This is a genomic window from Aliiglaciecola sp. 2_MG-2023 (genome assembly GCF_030548145.1).
GTDB lineage: Bacteria > Pseudomonadota > Gammaproteobacteria > Enterobacterales > Alteromonadaceae > Aliiglaciecola > Aliiglaciecola lipolytica_A.
The window spans coordinates 49,644-68,185 of sequence record NZ_JAUORY010000005.1 but is presented as its reverse complement, the minus strand read 5'-3'; the positions used below and the strand labels follow the sequence as shown (position 1 = coordinate 68,185).

At 40.6% G+C, this 18,542-nt stretch carries 16 protein-coding genes and 1 tRNA gene; 3 read left to right on the top strand and 14 right to left on the bottom strand.

Annotation, left to right across the window (positions count from 1 at the left end; genetic code table 11):
* Positions 1–27 precede the first annotated feature (27 nt).
* From Q4567_RS06865 to pnp, 7 genes are all read right to left on the bottom strand, one after another.
* Positions 28–1,269: a lipoprotein-releasing ABC transporter permease subunit gene (locus Q4567_RS06865; protein ID WP_303499854.1), complete on the bottom strand. Its 1,242-nt coding sequence runs from the start codon at positions 1,267–1,269 to the stop codon at positions 28–30.
* Positions 1,266–1,955: a lipoprotein-releasing ABC transporter ATP-binding protein LolD gene (lolD, locus tag Q4567_RS06860; RefSeq protein WP_216046506.1), complete on the bottom strand. Its 690-nt coding sequence runs from the start codon at positions 1,953–1,955 to the stop codon at positions 1,266–1,268. The genes Q4567_RS06865 and lolD overlap by 4 nt, the downstream gene beginning before the upstream one ends.
* 10 nt (positions 1,956–1,965) lie before the next feature.
* Complete coding sequence (locus tag Q4567_RS06855; RefSeq protein ID WP_216046505.1) at positions 1,966–3,024, bottom strand: CNNM domain-containing protein; 1,059 nt, start codon at positions 3,022–3,024, stop codon at positions 1,966–1,968.
* A gap of 5 nt (positions 3,025–3,029) precedes the next feature.
* A complete protein-coding gene (locus Q4567_RS06850; protein ID WP_303499997.1) occupies positions 3,030–5,060 on the bottom strand; it encodes a S9 family peptidase in 2,031 nt (676 codons plus the stop codon).
* A gap of 189 nt (positions 5,061–5,249) precedes the next feature.
* The gene (locus Q4567_RS06845) at positions 5,250–6,587 is read right to left on the bottom strand and encodes a M14 family zinc carboxypeptidase (RefSeq protein ID WP_303499852.1); all 1,338 of its coding nucleotides are present in this window, start codon (positions 6,585–6,587) and stop codon (positions 5,250–5,252) included.
* A gap of 126 nt (positions 6,588–6,713) precedes the next feature.
* Positions 6,714–7,022 carry a DUF1244 domain-containing protein gene (locus Q4567_RS06840; RefSeq protein WP_216046502.1) on the bottom strand — a complete coding sequence of 103 codons (309 nt, stop codon included), beginning with the start codon at positions 7,020–7,022 and terminating at the stop codon, positions 6,714–6,716.
* An 85-nt stretch (positions 7,023–7,107) separates the two neighbouring features.
* Positions 7,108–9,219, bottom strand: coding sequence for a polyribonucleotide nucleotidyltransferase (pnp, locus tag Q4567_RS06835; RefSeq protein WP_216046501.1), 2,112 nt, complete (start codon positions 9,217–9,219; stop codon positions 7,108–7,110).
* Between the two features lie 310 nt (positions 9,220–9,529).
* Here pnp and Q4567_RS06830 point away from each other — a divergent pair, with 310 nt between their 5' ends.
* On the top strand, positions 9,530–10,264 hold the full coding sequence (locus tag Q4567_RS06830; RefSeq protein WP_216046500.1) for a transporter: 735 nt from the start codon (positions 9,530–9,532) through the stop codon (positions 10,262–10,264).
* 171 nt (positions 10,265–10,435) lie between these two features.
* On the top strand, positions 10,436–11,707 hold the full coding sequence (locus tag Q4567_RS06825; RefSeq protein ID WP_303499850.1) for an O-acetylhomoserine aminocarboxypropyltransferase/cysteine synthase family protein: 1,272 nt from the start codon (positions 10,436–10,438) through the stop codon (positions 11,705–11,707).
* Positions 11,708–11,840: 133 nt separating this feature from the next.
* On the opposite strand, the gene Q4567_RS06820 is transcribed toward Q4567_RS06825, so the two are convergent.
* The 7 genes from Q4567_RS06820 to Q4567_RS06790 form a co-directional block, all read right to left on the bottom strand.
* Positions 11,841–11,925, bottom strand: a tRNA-Leu gene (locus tag Q4567_RS06820).
* A 22-nt stretch (positions 11,926–11,947) separates the two neighbouring features.
* Positions 11,948–12,295, bottom strand: a complete 348-nt coding sequence (gene secG, locus Q4567_RS06815) for a preprotein translocase subunit SecG (RefSeq protein ID WP_216046498.1) — start codon at positions 12,293–12,295, stop codon at positions 11,948–11,950.
* A gap of 9 nt (positions 12,296–12,304) precedes the next feature.
* Complete coding sequence (gene tpiA / locus Q4567_RS06810; RefSeq protein WP_216046751.1) at positions 12,305–13,030, bottom strand: triose-phosphate isomerase; 726 nt, start codon at positions 13,028–13,030, stop codon at positions 12,305–12,307.
* A 118-nt stretch (positions 13,031–13,148) separates the two neighbouring features.
* Positions 13,149–14,489 (bottom strand): phosphoglucosamine mutase, encoded by a 1,341-nt coding sequence (gene glmM, locus Q4567_RS06805; protein ID WP_216046497.1) that lies wholly within the window; start codon positions 14,487–14,489, stop codon positions 13,149–13,151.
* 4 nt (positions 14,490–14,493) lie between these two features.
* Positions 14,494–15,321 carry a dihydropteroate synthase gene (gene folP / locus Q4567_RS06800; protein ID WP_303499848.1) on the bottom strand — a complete coding sequence of 276 codons (828 nt, stop codon included), beginning with the start codon at positions 15,319–15,321 and terminating at the stop codon, positions 14,494–14,496.
* Between the two features lie 93 nt (positions 15,322–15,414).
* Positions 15,415–17,358 (bottom strand): ATP-dependent zinc metalloprotease FtsH, encoded by a 1,944-nt coding sequence (gene ftsH, locus Q4567_RS06795; RefSeq protein WP_216046495.1) that lies wholly within the window; start codon positions 17,356–17,358, stop codon positions 15,415–15,417.
* Between the two features lie 104 nt (positions 17,359–17,462).
* Positions 17,463–18,092 (bottom strand): SAM-dependent methyltransferase, encoded by a 630-nt coding sequence (locus tag Q4567_RS06790; protein ID WP_303499846.1) that lies wholly within the window; start codon positions 18,090–18,092, stop codon positions 17,463–17,465.
* Between the two features lie 94 nt (positions 18,093–18,186).
* Between Q4567_RS06790 and yhbY the strand changes: the two genes are divergently transcribed.
* Positions 18,187–18,483 (top strand): ribosome assembly RNA-binding protein YhbY, encoded by a 297-nt coding sequence (yhbY, locus tag Q4567_RS06785; protein ID WP_216046493.1) that lies wholly within the window; start codon positions 18,187–18,189, stop codon positions 18,481–18,483.
* Positions 18,484–18,542: the final 59 nt, after the last annotated feature.

Here is an 18,542-nt window from a genome sequence, read left to right as displayed (position 1 = left end):
AGCAATGTATTCTACTTGAATAACTGCTTAGTGTTGCCCTAGTGCCTCTGCAGGATTTATTTTAGTTGCTTTGAAGGCCGGATAAATAGTTGCCAACAAACTCAAACAAATAGCGATTAACGCGGTAAAAAAGACTTCACTCCAGCGCAACTGTGAAGGTAAAAAATCGATAAAATAAACATCCCCTGAAAGAAATTTAACGCCACTGACGTTTTCAATAAAAATCGCTATCGGGGTTAAGTATTCTGCCAATAACACGCCACATATCACCCCAACCAAAGTTCCAATGATACCGTTTACCGCACCTTGCAATACAAAAACTTGAATAATTAATTTATCCCTTGCGCCCATCGTTTTGAGCATAGCTATCTCCGCTCGCTTTTCACTAACAGCCATAACCAAGGTTGAAATAATATTAAAGCATGCGACACCAATGACTAAAGTGAGCGCAACATAGACGACCGCTCTAACCAATTGAATATCTTGATACAAATGTCCTTGAGTTCGCATCCAATCAGACATAAACACGTGCTGTGTGAACGAAAAACCAAACTCCCGTATGGCACTATTGGCGATGAAAGGATCGTCGAAACGAAAACGTAATCCTTGCGCCCCAGTAACAGTGCCGAGAGTATCTGCCGCTAACTTTATGTGCATAAAACCTATTTGGGAGTCTAACTCGCCACCAATGGCAATTTCTCCAGCCACATTCAACCACACTGTTTTCGGAGCTGAAAACGACAAGTCATCGGAAATTTGCGGTAGCACCAATTGCACTTTGTCACCCACATTCACTGCAAGTTGTTGCATAATTGAGCGCCCTAATAACACACTGTTAGGGTCGGCTTTAAAATTTGCCCAATGATTTTTGCCCACTTGCTGTACTAGTCTGTTGTTTTGCGCGTAATGCAAATCAATCCCTACCAACTCAGGCACCGCTTTCATTTTATTGCCTTTTTGCAATAAGCCTGAGGCCTTAATATAAGGTTCAATCGAGGTTATTCTTGGATCGGAAGACAAGCGGTTGAGTTGTTCTTGCCATTTTTCCAGACCAGTGCCTTCATATGCATATATCTCACCGTGAGGGATATAGCTTAAAAGTTGATTTTTCAGCTCTCGTTCAAAGCCATTCATCACCGATAGCAACAATATCAGCACCATACACCCTAAAGCGATACCCAAGGTAGATGATGCGGAAATGAATGAAATAAAACCATTTTGGCGTTTACCTGAACGGAATCGCCAAGCTAATTGTGCCACTAAACTCATACAGCAGCGCCCTGCTCTACGAGTTTTCCATCAGTAATATTGAGGGTCCTATCTAATTTAGAGGCCAACTCGGTATCATGGGTTACCACTATAAAGCTGGTCGCTATTTGCTCGCGCAATTCGTTTAGTAAATGATAGATACTTTGCCCTGTTTTGTGATCCAAATTACCTGTAGGCTCATCCGCTAAAACGAGATCTGGCTGAGTTACAAGCGCCCGCGCAATGGCAGAACGCTGTCGTTCTCCGCCAGACATTTGTGACGGTTTATGGTCTAGTCTGTGGCCTAACCCTACCCGTTTTAGAATATCTTCTGCCTTGTGCTTAGCTAGGTCACTCTTGATTTTACCAATTAATAGCGGCATAGCCACATTTTCTAGTGCTGTAAATTCGGGGAGTAAATGGTGAAATTGATATACAAAGCCTAAGCATTTATTGCGAAAATCAGCTTGCTGTTTTTCATTAAATTTAAAGATGTCTTGCCCTTTAAACAAAACGTTACCTGAAGATGGCGTATCCAAGGCACCCAAAATATGCAATAAGGTGCTCTTCCCCGACCCTGAGCTGCCAAGTATGGCTACTTGCTCTGCTTTACCCACCTGAAAATTAACCTTATCTAAAACTTGCACTGAAGAGTCATTTTCTTGATAGGTCTTACTGACATTTTTACAGATTAACAACTGTGACATAATCTCTACTTTATTTTTGTTCTTGCTGTTGGTTAAACAATTCCCGTTCACGCCGTTTCCACATGAGCCTTGCAACTTTTTTCATACTAACGTGCTTATCTTTCTCATCGACAATTTCGAAACCTAAAAGACTCTCGAGCAAATCTTCTAAGGTCAAAATACCATCCATACCACCATACTCATCTACCACTAATAGTATGTGCGAACGTGATTGCAGGAAATGTGGGAAGGTTTCCGCAAGATTTGTGCTACTCAGCAGAGCAACCATGTCTTTGCGATATTCTGAAAGCAATTTAGACCCATTGCCCCGAGCTTGCGCTAATATCAAGTCTGATTTGAGCACGAAGCCACTGATTTTTTCAGGCTCTTCGTCTTCATACACAGGAATTCTCGAATACACTTCAGTTGCATGTTTATGATAGAAGGTTTCAACAGTCATATTTTCAGACACTTTAAATACCACAGTCCTGTGGGTCATCGCATCCCGGACTTTTAAGTCATCTAAACTCAGTAAACTCTGCAGTATATTGGCTTCTTGGTGATCCAATAGTCCTTCGTGTTTAGATAATTCGGTCATTGCGTGGAGTTCTCCACGACTCAGTCCTTTCAAAGGACTTTCTTCGGTGAAGCGACTGGTTAACGCATTCGCCATTTTTACAAAGGGGTACAAAATCCAAACCAGATATTTCAGAAAATAAGCTGTAATTGGCGCAAGTTGACGCCAATAAGTCGCCCCTAAAGTCTTAGGAATGATTTCTGAGAACACTAATATCAACAAGGTTAATATTGCCGACGCCGCACCTAGGTACGCATCGCCAAAAACCACTGCGGCTTGGGCTCCGGCTCCAGCGGCCCCCATAGTATGAGCAATGGTATTGAGAGTTAATATCGCCGCTAGCGGTTTATTAATATCGGCGGTTAAATCATGTAAAATCTTCCCTGATTTTTCGCCTTTATTCATGGATACAGATATGTATGCTGAAGAGATACTTAAAATCACCGCTTCAGCTACCGAGCATAAAAAGGAAAATCCCAGTGCAACAACTACGTATATTATTAGTAGCACCATAAAAATTAACTATCGCCCTCTTTTTTCGGTTTATGTTGCTCAAACCACCACAAAATGTATTCTACCTTCGCCATCAAATTACTCGGTTTACGGTAAATACTATGGGAGGCGTTTGGAATTCGAACCATCGCACTTTCCACACCTTGAATTTTTAGTGCCTGATAAAACTGCTCTGATTCAGATATGGGGGTTCTATGATCCGACTCGCCAGTTAATAACATGGTTGGTGTAGTCACATTGCCAACATAACTGATAGGTGAATATTTCATGTATTCGTTTAGATTATCCCAAGGTTTTCCACTAAACCAATATTGATAAAAGAATGGATAGAAATCAGCAGTTAACACAAAGCTGTACCAATTAATCACGGGCTTAGCTACTACGGCAGCAGCAAAACGTTGAGTGTGCCCAATTGACCATGCTGTCAGAGTGCCACCACCAGAACCACCGGTAATAAATAGCTGCTCAGTATCAATAAAGCCTTTTTCAATCAGGCTATCAACTCCAGACATTAAATCATCGTAATCTTGACTCGGATAATTTTTATCTATGCTATGAGCAAATTCTTTTCCGTAACTAGAACTACCACGAGGATTGAGATACAAAACAACGTTTCCTGCCGCGGCAAACAATTGTATTTCCATTGAAAAATGCGGTCCATAAGCAGTCACAGGACCACCATGGATCTCCAAGATTAATGGGTATTTTTTGCTCTTATCGAAACCAGGAGGATAAGCTATCCAACCTTGAATATCTTGATCATCTGCACTCGATTTAAACCAAATCTCTTCAATCTGGGCCAAGGTTTTATGGCCTAACGCATCATCATTGAGGTGGGTTAATTGCTTGGTTTGTTTATTATCTACAATGCCTACATCAGCAGGCCGCAAAGGATTGGAGTATGAAATCGCTACTTTGCCATTTTCACTAACTGCAAACTCTGCACCTGTGTAAGGTCGGCCATACGATTGGCCTCCTAATTTATCAGACAAAATGCTACGTTTATCTGCAGATTTTAGGGATTGCATGGCTAAAATTGTTTTGCCTTTGTCATCATATTGGATATACAGATTTCGACTTTTCTGATCCCAGGCGATAGCGTCTATACTGCGATCCAGTCCTTCTGATTGGAAAATAGTTTCACCATCTGAAAGTTGTTTAACATACACTTTAGCATTGTCATAATTTTTACGTTGGTCATCGAAACCAATATATGCAATGTATTTCCCATTCGGTGACACCTTAGGACTAGTGTCAGGACCATCACGATCAGTCACCTGCTTTATCGAACTATCGGTAATTGATAAAGCATAAATTTCACTATTTAGTGGCTCAAATTCGCGATTCTCTGAGCGATTGGCGGAAAAATATATGAATTGACTATCTTTACTCCAGCTTAAGTCACCACCATTATCAAACTCATCATTGGTTAACTGTCTGGGCGTACCACCGTCGGCGGATAAGATAAATAATTCGGTTGTCCCCGGAACGCTGTAGCCCCCACCATCAAATCGGTAATAAACATCATCAATATAAATGGCCTGCTCTGCCCATTTTGCCCCAGGTGGTTTACCAGAAAGGCTAACCGGTGATTTAGGTTTGCCATTTACGAACATACTAAAGGCGATGTATTTTCCGTCAGGAGACCAACTCAAACCGCTAGGAGAAGAAACCAAATTAGTCAGTTTTGCTGTTTTACCGCTTTCTAACCAAGTCACATAAATCTGAGGTTTACCTGTTTGAGTCGAGATATACGCGAGTTTACTGCCATCGGCCGATAAAACCGGGTTGAAATCTAACTGTTCGCCAGTAGTGACCGGAAGCATAACGCCAGTTTTAGTATCTACAGACCAAATATTGCCAAGCTTCCTGTCGCTTTGAATATCCATAAAATGACGGACAAAATATACTGTTTTGCCATCTTGGCTTATGCTTAAGTCTGCCGCATACTCAATATCAAATATATCCTGAGACTTGAGCACCTCTATCTCGGTTTTCGCATTAATTGTTGGAGAGATTAACCCACCAATCAACATAAAAGTGACTATAACTTTTTTCATTTTTATCCCTAACCTTTTTGGGCGAACAAATAGCTTATCGCATTTTCTAAAAAATGCCTTGTAAATACGACATTTAGCTTAAGAAATTTTAACGGTAATGAATGATAATCAAGACGTTTCTATAGGATTTGCTTAATTATGTATTGATAAGATGAATTCCGACATCTACTCCAAAACGATCAATTTCCCTTCTAATAACGCAGCTTTGACTTGGTCATTAAATAACATTAACCAAGTTGGAGGCATATTTTTACGCCAAAATCCGGCAGGTTCCGACTCCCCAGGTACTTTAATAATCGGCCAGTCAGTTAATTGATTAATTAAAGATATATCACCACTGAACCGACAAAATCCATTACGTAACAACGATATATATTTATCTTTGTTTAAATCAATGGGTTGGTTTACTTCAAAAGTATTGCCAGGTGCATAGCTAAAGTTATGGGCATTTAATACTTCATAAGCACCTAATTGTTGTAAGTCACCTAATTCACTAATAAGTGCTAGCTTTTGGTGCTGCTGTTTAATCGCCACATCGACACTGAAACTGGCATTTACGGTATCGACGTTCAAGCCCCGTATGATTAGATCGCTCAACCCGTTTTCAATATTAAATGGTAAAGAATTGTAATCGAACTCTAGCACTTTGTTGTATGACTGCTCGGCAATATGATGAATACTATGCAATAAACATAAAAAATTTAAGCGTCTAGCATTTTGTCTATTTGAATCGTTAAAAGTTGCCCCAGATTCGATTAACACGCAAGCAATTCCTTGGCTGCAAGCGAGATCACCAAAAGCCCGCGGTGAATAACTATCTTGATACTTTGCAACCTTTGCAAATAATTCATCAGACATATCTGAAAGCATCGCAGCGATTAATTTCATGGCATTACACCTATGTTCAGGGATACTTTCCTGAGCGTCGCCTGCGGGCGCGAGAAACGCCATTTCTACCGGCTTCAAAGTGTCCTCAATACGATAATATTTCGACTGATCGTGGAGGTTGAAAGCAAAAAGTGGCTTAATATTGTCGAACAATGATTTTAATACTTTACCTTCGGGGGTTTGTAACGCTGCAGCATCTCGGTTTATGTCGATGCCCTGTGCATTTTCTCTAGTTTGCTGCTGTGCACCATCTGGATTCAACATTGGCACTATATGCAAGGTAACTTTGTCTAGAATCTCGTTCAACCAAGGACGTGTTTTGTTTTGCTGGAAAAACTGAATTAAATCCAACAAAGCCGCGGTTGCCGTTGGCTCATCACCGTGCATTTGTGACCAAAATAAAATCGCTATGTTGCCTTTGCCAACAGTAACCTTTTGTATGGGTTGGCCTAAATATGAATGCCCCACAACTTGCTTGCTCATAAAATCAGTATCAGCAAAAAAGGGGTCGGCAAGGTATTCCAATAAATCTTGGGGAAATACGTGGGGTTTGTCTAATTGAGCAATTCTGGCGCTGCTATAAAGCTGTTCTAATACGTTATTCTCGGGGAACATGCTTACTCCGAACTGTCGTTACTTGTTATGTCTATGTATAGATTAGAACGGTTGACTAGATAATTTAAATAACTTTAGTTGCTAATAAGCATATTCGCAATTAACTAAGTTACCGTCATCAGTAACTTAGTTACAGCCGCCTTTTTGTGCTTGTCTGGCATCAAAAGCCGCTAATTGTTCTGGCGTTGCTTTGGCTTGGTATTTTTCCTTCCACTGTGCGTAAGGAATACCGTATATTTTTTCACGGGCTTGTTCGTAATCGATCTCTATCCCTTTTTCTTGTGCTGCAGCCTTGTACCATTTGCCCAAACAATTACGGCAAAAGTCCGCCAAAATCATCAGATCGATGTTTTGTACATCTTTATTATCATCTAAATGTTTCAACAAACGTCTAAAAGTAGCCGCTTGTATTTCAATTTCTGTTTGTTTATCCATTATAAATCCTGCGATTGATAATCAATTTAGTAAAAATCAAAAAAGGAGCTTAGCGCTCCTTTTTTATGTCATATAAATTTGAAGATTAGTCTTCAGATGGTGCTTCAGCAGCTGGTTTTTCTAACAGCTCTTTGATGCTTAAGCGCACACGGTTCTGACGGTCAATTTCCATTACTTTCACATCGACCATTTGGCCTTCAGAAAGATAATCAGAAACTTTATTCACACGCTCGTGAGCGATTTGTGAAATATGTACAAGACCTTCTTTACCTGGTAACACTTCAACGAATGCACCGAAATCAACAATACGAGTCACTTTACCGTGGTAAGTTTTGCCCGCTTCTACTTCAGCAGTTACTTGCTCAATTTTAGCAATCGCAATTTCTGCTTTAGCTAATTCAGTAGCAAATATCTTAATAGTACCGTCGTCTTCAATTTCAATATTAGTATCTGACTCTTCAGTGATCGCACGGATCATTGCGCCGCCTTTACCAATAACATCGCGGATTTTATCCTGGTCGATTTTAAGAGTATAGATACGCGGGGCGAATTCAGACATTTCATCGCGGTGACCACCAAGCGCTTCATCCATAACACCCAAGATATGTAAGCGAGCTTCTTTAGCTTGCTTAAGGGCTTTTTGCATGATTTCTTGGGTAATACCTTCGATTTTAATGTCCATTTGAAGTGCAGTAATACCATCAGTAGTACCAGCAACTTTAAAGTCCATATCACCTAGGTGATCTTCATCCCCTAGAATGTCAGATAAAACAACGAAGTTTTCGTCACTTTTCACTAAGCCCATAGCAATACCTGCTACAGAAGCTTTAATCGGAACACCCGCATCCATAAGTGCCAAAGATGTACCACATACTGAAGCCATAGAAGAAGAACCGTTTGATTCTGTAATTTCTGACACAACACGAACTACATATGGAAACTCTGCTTCAGACGGCATAACCGCTTGAATACCACGTTTTGCCAAACGACCATGACCAATTTCACGACGCTTAGGAGAACCAACAAAACCAGTTTCGCCTACACAGTATGGAGGGAAGTTATAATGCAACATGAAGCGACTGCTAGCCATGCCACCTAGTTCATCAATCATCTGTGCATCACGTTCTGTACCAAGGGTAGCAGCAACTAATGCTTGAGTTTCACCACGTGTGAAAAGAGCAGAACCATGAGTTCTAGGAAGAATGCCAGTATTAACATGTAACGCTCTGATCATATCTGGTTCGCGACCATCAATACGCGGCTCACCAGCTAGTATACGAGAACGTACAACATCACTTTCAAGATCGTGCAGCATTTCCGACACTTCTTTCGGGTCTTGCTCAGGATCAGCTTCTAAAATAGCGGCTACCGCTTTTTCAGTGACAGCAACAACAGCGTCTTTACGCACCATTTTGTCTGAAATCTGATACGCTTCTGTCATGCCAGCTTCAGCTAATTCTTTGATTTTGCTCTTAAGTTCAGTGTTTTCTTCAACAGCTGACCATTCCCACTTAGGCGTCGCAACTTCTGCAGCAAATTCACGTACAGCATTCACTACAGCTTGGCTTTGCTCGTGTCCGTACATTACAGCACCAAGCATCACTTCTTCAGAAAGAATACTAGCTTCTGATTCAACCATAAGTACTGCACTTTCAGTACCAGCTACAACCAAATCTAATTCGCTTGTTTCAAGTTCTGAAGTTAGGGTATTTAGAATGTACTCACCTTCTTTGTAACCAACACGTGCAGCGCCAACAGGTCCGTTAAATGGAATGCCTGAAATCGCAAGAGCCGCAGAAGTACCAATTAGAGAGATGATATCGGTAGGAATTTCTGGATTAGCAGAAACAACGGTAATGATAATTTGAACTTCGTTCATGAAGCCGTCTGGAAATAGAGGACGGATTGGACGGTCGATCAAACGTGCAATAAGTGTCTCACTTTCAGAGGGACGACCTTCACGTTTAAAAAAGCCACCTGGTATTTTACCAGCAGCGTATGCTTTTTCTTGGTAGTTAACCGTTAATGGGAAGAAGTCTTGCCCAGCTTTGGCATCTTTTTTACCAACAACACTGACTAATACAGAAGTATCGTCCATGCTGGCCATAACCGCAGCGGTTGCTTGACGAGCAATTACACCCGTTTCTAGCGTTACAGTATGTTGTCCATACTGAAATGTTTTAGTAATAGGAGTCACTATTTATCCTTTTTAATATTTTCTTATATCGCTTTCAAATGCGGCGCATAGTATAGCTATATGAAGGGCAAATCGACAGTGAAATTTATATTTAATCTAGGTTAATTTACGTTTTTCGGCATTTTTACTGATTAACTTCGTTCAAATAACAATAAGCAGAGGATCACTAAGCAATAGTTGAGTGATATATTTTAAACCTTGGTCTAAAGTAATAAGTAAATCTAGGTCGAAACCGCAAATTAGTTTTTGCACTAATAGTTATTTAGATTACACTCTCAGTTAGTCATAAAAACGTAACAAAAATGTAATAATGCCATCAATCAAGCGAACAAAGTTATCATTTAAAATTCTGTTTGTACTTTGTATTAGTTTTAATGCAAATGCGAATAACACCAGCGGTGTGACTGGTCCAATAGTAAAACCCAACGATCAATCCTTCCAATTTCGTGCTGCTTACACACCAAGTGAAGATGGTGAAAGAGAACAAATGGTAGCAAGAATGAACGTTCAAAAATCGATTAGTGATTCTGTGCGATTACGCTTAGTTGGTCAGGTACGAGATACTACAGGAAGCTATGAACTTGACTCTATTTCAGCTGATTTGTTATGGCAATTTCAGCACAAAGAGGATGGAATATGGGACAGTGCCGTTCGATTTGATATAAAAACTCGCAAAGCCCATCGAAGTGAAGGCTTATCGTTCAAATGGACGAATAGGTGGTCATTTGCTCCTAAATGGGCTCTGACCCAAGTACTTTCGTTTAGTTGGGATATAGGTGGTGACAACCCTGCCACTGGAACCTATTTAGAATCGCGCACTGGCATAACCTTTAAAACCGACAAAAACCTCTCATTAGGGCTCAGTTCCTTCAATCAGCTAGGTAAAATTGGTGATTTTGGTAGTACAAATCAATATAGCCACCAAATTGGTCCCTCGATTTCTGGCAAGGTAGAAGGCATTTCATATTCAGTTAGTTATTTAGCCGGCGTTTCCAGTGCCGCCAGAGATAACGTTTTTAGAATATTTATCGGAAAATCCTTTTAATTAATCATCTGTCAATCACTGCAGATTTCAATTGACAGGGTTATTAATTACCTTCTAACGGTTTTGAATGATTAATAACTAAATCGATTTTACTGGTAATACTTCCTTAACTATCATAAGTTTTCCAAATACTTAAATAAGTAGATCACCTCAACCTTACAGAGAAAAATAATGAAATTAGAGTCAATAGCATTACATGAAGGGTATAAATCAGAAGAAACCACTAAAGCCGCTGCGGTTCCAATATATCAGACCACCTCTTATACGTTTGATGATACACAACATGGCGCAGATTTATTTGACCTTAAAGTTGCAGGAAATATCTACACACGAATAATGAATCCAACAACTGACGTCCTTGAGAAGCGCGTCGCAGCAATGGAAGGTGGTATTGCTGCGGTCTGTGTATCTTCAGGTATGGCAGCCATTACCTACGCGATTCAATGCATCTGTGAAGCCGGCGACAACATTGTAAGCACAAGTCAATTGTATGGCGGTACTTATAATCTATTTGCCCACGCTTTGCCTCGTCAAGGTATCGAAACTCGCATGGTTTCATATGATGATTTTGATAACTTTGAAAAATCCATTGATGATAAAACTAAAGCGATTTTTTGTGAATCCATCGGCAACCCAGCAGGTAACGTGGTTGATATTAAACGCTTGGCAGAGATTGCCGACAAGCATGGTGTACCATTAATTGTTGATAATACAGTTGCCACCCCCTATTTATGCAGACCCTTTGAATTAGGCGCTCATATTGTTGTGCATTCACTCACCAAATACATTGGTGGACACGGAACGTCAGTAGGCGGAGTTATCGTTGATTCCGGTAAATTTGATTGGGTTAAAAACAAACAGCGTTTTGCAATCCTAAATGAACCTGATCCATCTTATCACGGTGTGGTGTATACCGAAGCCCTAGGTCCGGCAGCATACATAGGTCGTTGCCGTGTGGGTCCACTTAGAAATACCGGTGCAGCAATATCTCCTTTAAATTCATTTCAAATACTACAAGGATTAGAAACCCTTGGTTTACGGATGGATCGCCATTGTGAAAATGCAGAAAAGTTAGCGGCTTATTTACTCAAACACGATAAAGTCGAATGGGTGAACTATGCAGCCCTACCTGATAGTCCTTACCATGAGAACTGTAAAAATATCACTTCAGGCAAAGCATCTGGCGTCTTGAGTTTTGGCATCACTGGCGGCCTTGAAGCAGGCACCAAATTTATCGATGCATTAAACATGATCCTACGCCTAGTGAATATTGGAGATGCAAAATCATTGGCTTGCCATCCAGCATCAACGACCCATCGCCAGCTAAACGAAGAAGAACTGGCTGCTGCGGGCGTTAGCACTGATTTAGTCAGAATTTCGGTGGGTATTGAGCACATCGATGACATCATTGCCGATGTTAGCCAAGCTCTAGATAAAGTATAGAAACCTGCAAATACTCTTAGATCCTTACAGCGTTATTTTGGTTAAACTAAAATAGCGCTTTTTAATGCAAGCTAAAATGTTAAGTTTAAGCACAAAAAAAGGCCACAGCAATTACTGTGGCCATTTTTATATTTGGTGCGGATGGAGAGACTCGAACTCTCACGGCCTAAGCCACAGCCCCCTCAAGGCTGCGTGTCTACCAATTCCACCACATCCGCGATGTTTTATTTAATCAAATACTTAGTTAGGGATCTCGTTTGATTCTTTATTATTTTCTTGATTTGGAATATCAGAATCTACTGGCTGTTCAATTACCCCTAGGTTCTCAAATTCATCAACAGATTGGCTTTTATCAGCAGTTTGATTACCTAAAATTAAACTAATCACAAAAAACAAGGTGGCAAGTATGGCTGTTGTTCTGGTCATAAAGTTACCAGAACCCGTAGAACCAAACACAGTGTTTGAACCACCACCGCCAAAAGATGCTCCCATATCGGCACCCTTACCTTGTTGAATAAGGACCATACCTATCAACATCAAAGCAACTACTAAGTAAACTACTATCAAAATTTCGTAAAAATACGTCATGTTATGTCTCTAACCTTTTGCCGCTAAGCAAATATTTAAAAATTCCTGTGGTTCCAAACTGGCCCCACCTATCAACCCGCCATCAACATCGGGTTGTGAAAACAATTCATTGGCATTGGCCGCTTTAACACTGCCACCATACAAAATACGCAAACCACCGGCAACACTAGTGTCTAGCTTACTCAAATACTCACGAATAAATGCGTGCACTTCTTGAGCTTGTAAAGGGCTTGCCGTTTTACCAGTGCCTATCGCCCAAACCGGTTCATAAGCAACAACAATATTGTCAAAGTTAGCAATTCCAATCACATCAATTACAGCATCTATCTGCCCTTGGATATGATTAAAAAACTCACCACTTTCACGCACAGCTTCTGGTTCACCTACACATAATACTGGAGTTAAACCATGTTCTAAAGCCACACTCACTTTTTTCGCAACTAAGGCATCACTTTCGCCATTATCAGTTCTTCGTTCAGAATGACCGACCAGCACAAAGTCACAATTTAGCGATTTAAGCATTGAACCTGACACTTCACCAGTGTGCGCGCCAGAATTAAATTCGCTTAGATTCTGTCCACCAATTGTTCCGTCAAAGTGTTCAAAAGCGCTTAGAAACGGAAACGGAGGACATACCAAAACATCGACTTCCTGCAAACTGGCACCATTAAGAGTGTCCATCATCTGCTTGGCAAGTTCGATACTGCCATTCATTTTCCAGTTGCCTGCAACCATAGGGCGACGTTTGTTCTGCACTTTAATCTTCCTTAGCCCAGCGAAAAAGCGGGCGAGATATTAACTAACCCTAGTAAAATATACAAGTAGGCTAGCGTTAATTTATGATGCTAAATAGCTATTTGGTTAATTTACGCACTGCATCTGCAATAAATTCAGCCCAATTAGTCGAATCTTCTTGTTTTTCGGCCTCTACCATTACGCGAATAAGTGGTTCAGTACCACTTTTTCTTAACAACACTCGGCCGGTTTTACCCAAATTTGTTTCAGCTTCGATTACAGCTTCTTTTACTTTAGCGTTTTCTAACGGATTCTCGCCTTCCTCAAATCTAACATTCACCAATGTTTGAGGGTACATATCCATACCTGAGCATAATTCATGGAGACTCATTTGAGAACGCAACATTGCAGTAATAACTTGCAAACCGGCTAATATTCCGTCACCTGTAGAAGTAACATTTAAATTGAGTACATGCCCTGAGTTCTCACCACCAATTGCCCAACCACGTTCTTGCAACAATTCCATTACGTAGCGATCACCAACATTACTTCTTACAAAAGCTACACCTAGTTTGTTTAAGGCAATCTCTAACCCTAAATTACTCATTAACGTGCCAACCACTCCTCCATTCAAACGTCCCGATTTTAATGAATCTCGGGCAATGATATAAATGAGTTGGTCGCCGTCAATAATGTTACCTTTGTGATCCACCATCATAATGCGGTCACCATCACCATCTAAGGCAAAACCTAAATCTGCGTTGTGTTCTAACACGCTTTCCTGAATCGCTTTCATTGAGGTTGCTCCCACCCCTTTATTGATGTTTAAACCATCGGGAGTAGTACCAATTTCAATAACTTCAGCGCCTAGCTCCTCCAGTACATTCGGAGCTATATGGTAGGTCGCACCATGGGCGCAATCGACCACTATTTTTAAACTTTTGAGATTCAGATCAGAGGGGAAGTTACCTTTACAAAACTCGATGTATCGACCTGCAGCATCTTCGATCCGATAAGCCTTACCTAATTTATCAGAGGCAACGCATACCATAGGTTTTTCCATTTCCTTTTCAATAGCGAGTTCTATTTCGTCATCTAATTTATAACCATTAGCGGAAAAAAATTTTATTCCGTTATCGTAAAATGGGTTGTGAGAAGCACTGATTACAATTCCCGCTTCAGAACGAAAAGTTTTGGTTAAATAGGCTATAGCTGGAGTTGGCATCGGACCGAGTAGCCCAATATTAATGCCCGCAGCGGATAAACCAGCTTCCAAACAAGACTCAAGCATATATCCAGATATCCGTGTATCTTTACCGATCAGTACTTTGTTTGTACCTTGGCCTGCTAGCACCTTTCCAGCCGCCCAACCTAGCTTCATTACAAACTCAGGATTGATCACACTTTCGCCAACTTTGCCGCGAATACCATCTGTACCAAAATATTTTCTTGAGCCCATTACATTAATCCTTATACGCACTCAACGCTAATACTACTTTTACAGCATCAACTGTTTGTTTGACATCGTGCACTCGCAAAATCGATGCACCTTTAGTTAACGCTATTGTCGCAGCGGCTATGCTACCCGCTAATCTTTCGTCAACTTCTCTATCGAGTAGATTTCCAATCATCGACTTACGTGAAACGCCAATCAACATTGGTAAATCCAATTCTTTCATTTCTTCAAGTCTATCAAGTATTTGATAATTATGCGGTAATGTTTTACCAAAACCAAATCCTGGATCAATCATTAATAACGATTTTGGAATTCCTGCTCGCAAGCATAGTTCAATTTTTGATTGTAAAAATGTCATGACGTCGCGAACTACATCATCATAAGTAGGTGCCTGTTGCATATTTCTAGGTTGGCCTTGCATATGCATTAAACAGATTGCGGCTCCCGTTTTAGCGGCGGCTTTTATTGCCCCTTCTTCGGATAATGCGCGGATATCGTTGATCAGCCCTGCCCCAGCATCAACGGCATGCTTCATAACTTGAGGTTTACTGGTGTCAATCGAAACTACGACATCAAAATTAGCATGGATAGCCTCAATCACTGGAATGGTTCGATCAAGTTCTTGTTGAACACTGACATCTTGAGCACCGGGTCGAGTCGATTCTCCTCCAACATCTATAAAATCAGCGCCTGCTGAGATCATTATTTCTGCTTGAGTTAGCGCATTGTCAAGACCCACATATTTACCGCCATCGGAAAATGAATCTGGAGTAACGTTCAAAATCCCCATCACTCGAGGAATAGTTAAATCAATGTGTTTATCTTTAAACTGCATAACGTAATTTACACACTACAAAATGGAATAGTAAATACAAAAAAGGTCGAGTCAGCACTTGTCTGAGTCGACCTAATTTTAATAAGTAACGATTTAACTAGTTATATCGCCTGGCTTACCAACGGTTGGAGGAGGAGTACTTTTATCCTCATCCACGCTAACTGTGGCACCACCAGTGGGTTTATCATCGGAACCTGGGTCACGACTATCCCAATCAGCAGGTGGTCTTACAGGACGACGAGCCATTAAGTCATCAATTTGCTTAGCATCGATGGTTTCATATTTCATCAATGCATCTTTCATAGCATGCAAAATATCCATATTTTCGTTCAAGATATTCTCTGCACGTTCATAATTACGATCGATGATTGATTTGATTTCAGCGTCAATCGCACGAGCTGTATCATCGGACATATGCTTAGCTTTAGACATGCTACGTCCAAGGAACACTTCGCCTTCTTCTTCAGAATAAAGCATTGGTCCCATCTTGTTAGATAGTCCCCACTGGGTCACCATCTTACGGGCAATATCAGTGGCTCGCTCAATATCATTTGAAGCACCAGTAGTGACACCTTCTTCTCCAAGGGTCAGTGCTTCGGCAATACGACCACCAAATAAACTAGAAATCATACTTTCTAAATGCTGCTTACTGTGACTGTATTTATCTTGTTCAGGTAAATACATTGTCACACCTAAAGCCCGACCACGGGGAATAATAGAGACCTTATAAACCGGGTCGTGTTCTGGAACCACGCGACCAACAATCGCATGACCAGCCTCATGATAAGCAGTATTGGTTTTTTCTTCTTCAGACATCACCATAGATTTACGCTCAGCGCCCATCATGATTTTATCTTTCGCCTTATCGAACTCTTCCATGGACACAACACGTTTATCAGAACGTGCCGCAAACAATGCAGCTTCATTAACGAGGTTAGCTAAATCAGCCCCTGAGAAACCAGGCGTCCCTCTTGCAATAAGTGAGGCTTCAACATTGTCACCAATAGGAACTTTACGCATATGTACTTTAAGAATCTGTTCACGTCCGCGAATGTCTGGTAATCCAACCACTACTTGACGGTCAAAACGACCTGGGCGCAATAACGCAGGGTCAAGTACATCTGGGCGGTTAGTTGCCGCGATGACGATAATTCCTTCGTGACCTTCAAATCCATCCATTTCAACCAACATTTGGTTCAATGTTTGTTCACGTTCATCGTGACCTCCGCCTAAGCCGGCACCACGTTGGCGACCAACAGCATCTATCTCATCAATAAAGATTATGCACGGCGCTGATTTTTTAGCCTGTTCAAACATGTCACGTACCCGAGAAGCACCAACACCAACAAACATTTCAACAAAATCTGAACCTGAAATAGTAAAGAACGGTACTTTAGCTTCACCTGCAATGGCCTTAGCTAGTAGTGTCTTACCGGTTCCAGGAGGGCCAACCATCAACACACCTTTAGGTATTTTACCGCCCAATTTCTGGAATTTAGTAGGATCTCTTAAGAAATCGACTAACTCAGATACATCCTCTTTTGCTTCATCACAACCAGCTACATCAGCGAAAGTTGTTTTGATTTGGTCTTCACCTAACAAACGCGCTTTGCTTTTGCCAAAAGACATTGCTCCACGACCACCGCCGCCTTGCATCTGACGCATGAAGAATATCCACACACCTATTAGCAATAACATTGGGAACCAAGAAATAAAAATCTGAGATAGGAATGAAGGCGTTTCAGGCGGCTTGCCTTCAACTACAACACCATTGCTAATCAAATCGTTCATTAAATCAGGGTCTGTGTATGGAATATAAGTTGAAAACGCGTCTCCGCTGGTTGTAGTACCAGTGATCTCGCCTGTTTGTCTGTCTATGGTTGCTTGTCGCACAGTTTTTTGATCTACATTACGTACAAACGTAGTGTAATCAATTTTCGCCTTGCCTGTTTCGCCTGGCGTAAAACTATTAAACACGGACATCAACACAACGGCGATGACCAACCATAGGATTAAATTTTTTGCCATATCGCTCAACGCTTTTAACCTCTAAAAGTAAAATTCTGTCTGTAGGCTCACGCTTAATTCGATTACTTAACAATCAATCAAGTCTTTGCCCGGTTAGCAGTACTTCAAGAGTACTACAGTTTATATCCTGCCGCTACCAGATAAACCTCGTTTGATTTTGCTTGTGCGTAAATCAGTTCACTGGTATTCACTACGCTAAATGCGTCTTTCAACTCACTATAAAACTCATCAAAACCTTCACCTTTATATGCTTTGACTATAAAAACACCGTTTGGTTTTAATATTTGCCTACATAAATCAAATGCAAGTTCCGATAAATAGGTATTACTTGCTTGCACCGCCGTAGCAGAGCCATTCCCGTTAGTTGTTAAATCGGATAACACTATATCTACGGGTTTACCGCCTATTTTGTTCAAAAGTGTATTAAGTACCGCTTCGTCACGAAAATCACCTTGGATGAAATCAACTTTTTCAATTGGTTTCATATCCAAAATATCACAGCTAAACACTTTACCTGAATCACCAACTAAACTTGCAACATATTGTGACCATCCTCCAGGCGCGGCACCTAGGTCGACAACTCTCATGCCTAATTTGATGAAATTAAACTTCTGTTGGATTTGCTCTAACTTAAAAACATCTTCGAAACAGTCTCCTTGATTTTGTTGCTTTTGAACACTTAGATCATCAAAATGCTCTTTTATCCATAATTTACTGCTTACTGAATACGTCTTTTTTGCCATGCATGTCGTTTCTTATTAGGTATAAAAGCAAGATGGCGTTAGAATAGCTATTTTCAACCGTAAATTATCAATAAAATTGTAAGAAATAATCTAAATGAAGTTATCTAATAAACAGAAACAATATTTAAAAGGCTTGGCCCATCCTTTAAAACCCATAGTACAATTGGGTAATAATGGCCTTACCGAAGGCGTATTAGCTGAAATCGAAAATGCCTTAAGCTTCCATGAACTCATTAAAGTTAAAGTACCTTCTGATGATCGAGAAGAAAAACAACTTATTATGGATGCAATCATTCGTGAAACATCGGCGATTCAGTTGCAGGTAATTGGACACACATTAATAATGTATCGTCAAAGTGAAGAGAAAAAAATCAGTATTCCAAAAGTTTAACTGGTTTTTCTACGTTTCATCTATTACCTTTTTGCTAGGTACACTGTGCTGGGATTTAT

Coding starts and splice junctions, on each gene's coding strand:
- Q4567_RS06865 (WP_303499854.1), bottom strand. CDS start 1,269: ATGAGTTTAGTGGCACAATTAGCTTGGCGATTCCGTTCAGGTAAACGC.
- lolD (WP_216046506.1), bottom strand. CDS start 1,955: ATGTCACAGTTGTTAATCTGTAAAAATGTCAGTAAGACCTATCAAGAA.
- Q4567_RS06855 (WP_216046505.1), bottom strand. CDS start 3,024: ATGGTGCTACTAATAATATACGTAGTTGTTGCACTGGGATTTTCCTTT.
- Q4567_RS06850 (WP_303499997.1), bottom strand. CDS start 5,060: ATGTTGATTGGTGGGTTAATCTCTCCAACAATTAATGCGAAAACCGAG.
- Q4567_RS06845 (WP_303499852.1), bottom strand. CDS start 6,587: ATGTTCCCCGAGAATAACGTATTAGAACAGCTTTATAGCAGCGCCAGA.
- Q4567_RS06840 (WP_216046502.1), bottom strand. CDS start 7,022: ATGGATAAACAAACAGAAATTGAAATACAAGCGGCTACTTTTAGACGT.
- Q4567_RS06830 (WP_216046500.1), top strand. CDS start 9,530: ATGCCATCAATCAAGCGAACAAAGTTATCATTTAAAATTCTGTTTGTA.
- Q4567_RS06825 (WP_303499850.1), top strand. CDS start 10,436: ATGAAATTAGAGTCAATAGCATTACATGAAGGGTATAAATCAGAAGAA.
- secG (WP_216046498.1), bottom strand. CDS start 12,295: ATGACGTATTTTTACGAAATTTTGATAGTAGTTTACTTAGTAGTTGCT.
- tpiA (WP_216046751.1), bottom strand. CDS start 13,030: ATGGTTGCAGGCAACTGGAAAATGAATGGCAGTATCGAACTTGCCAAG.
- glmM (WP_216046497.1), bottom strand. CDS start 14,489: ATGGGCTCAAGAAAATATTTTGGTACAGATGGTATTCGCGGCAAAGTT.
- folP (WP_303499848.1), bottom strand. CDS start 15,321: ATGCAGTTTAAAGATAAACACATTGATTTAACTATTCCTCGAGTGATG.
- Q4567_RS06790 (WP_303499846.1), bottom strand. CDS start 18,092: ATGGCAAAAAAGACGTATTCAGTAAGCAGTAAATTATGGATAAAAGAG.
- yhbY (WP_216046493.1), top strand. CDS start 18,187: ATGAAGTTATCTAATAAACAGAAACAATATTTAAAAGGCTTGGCCCAT.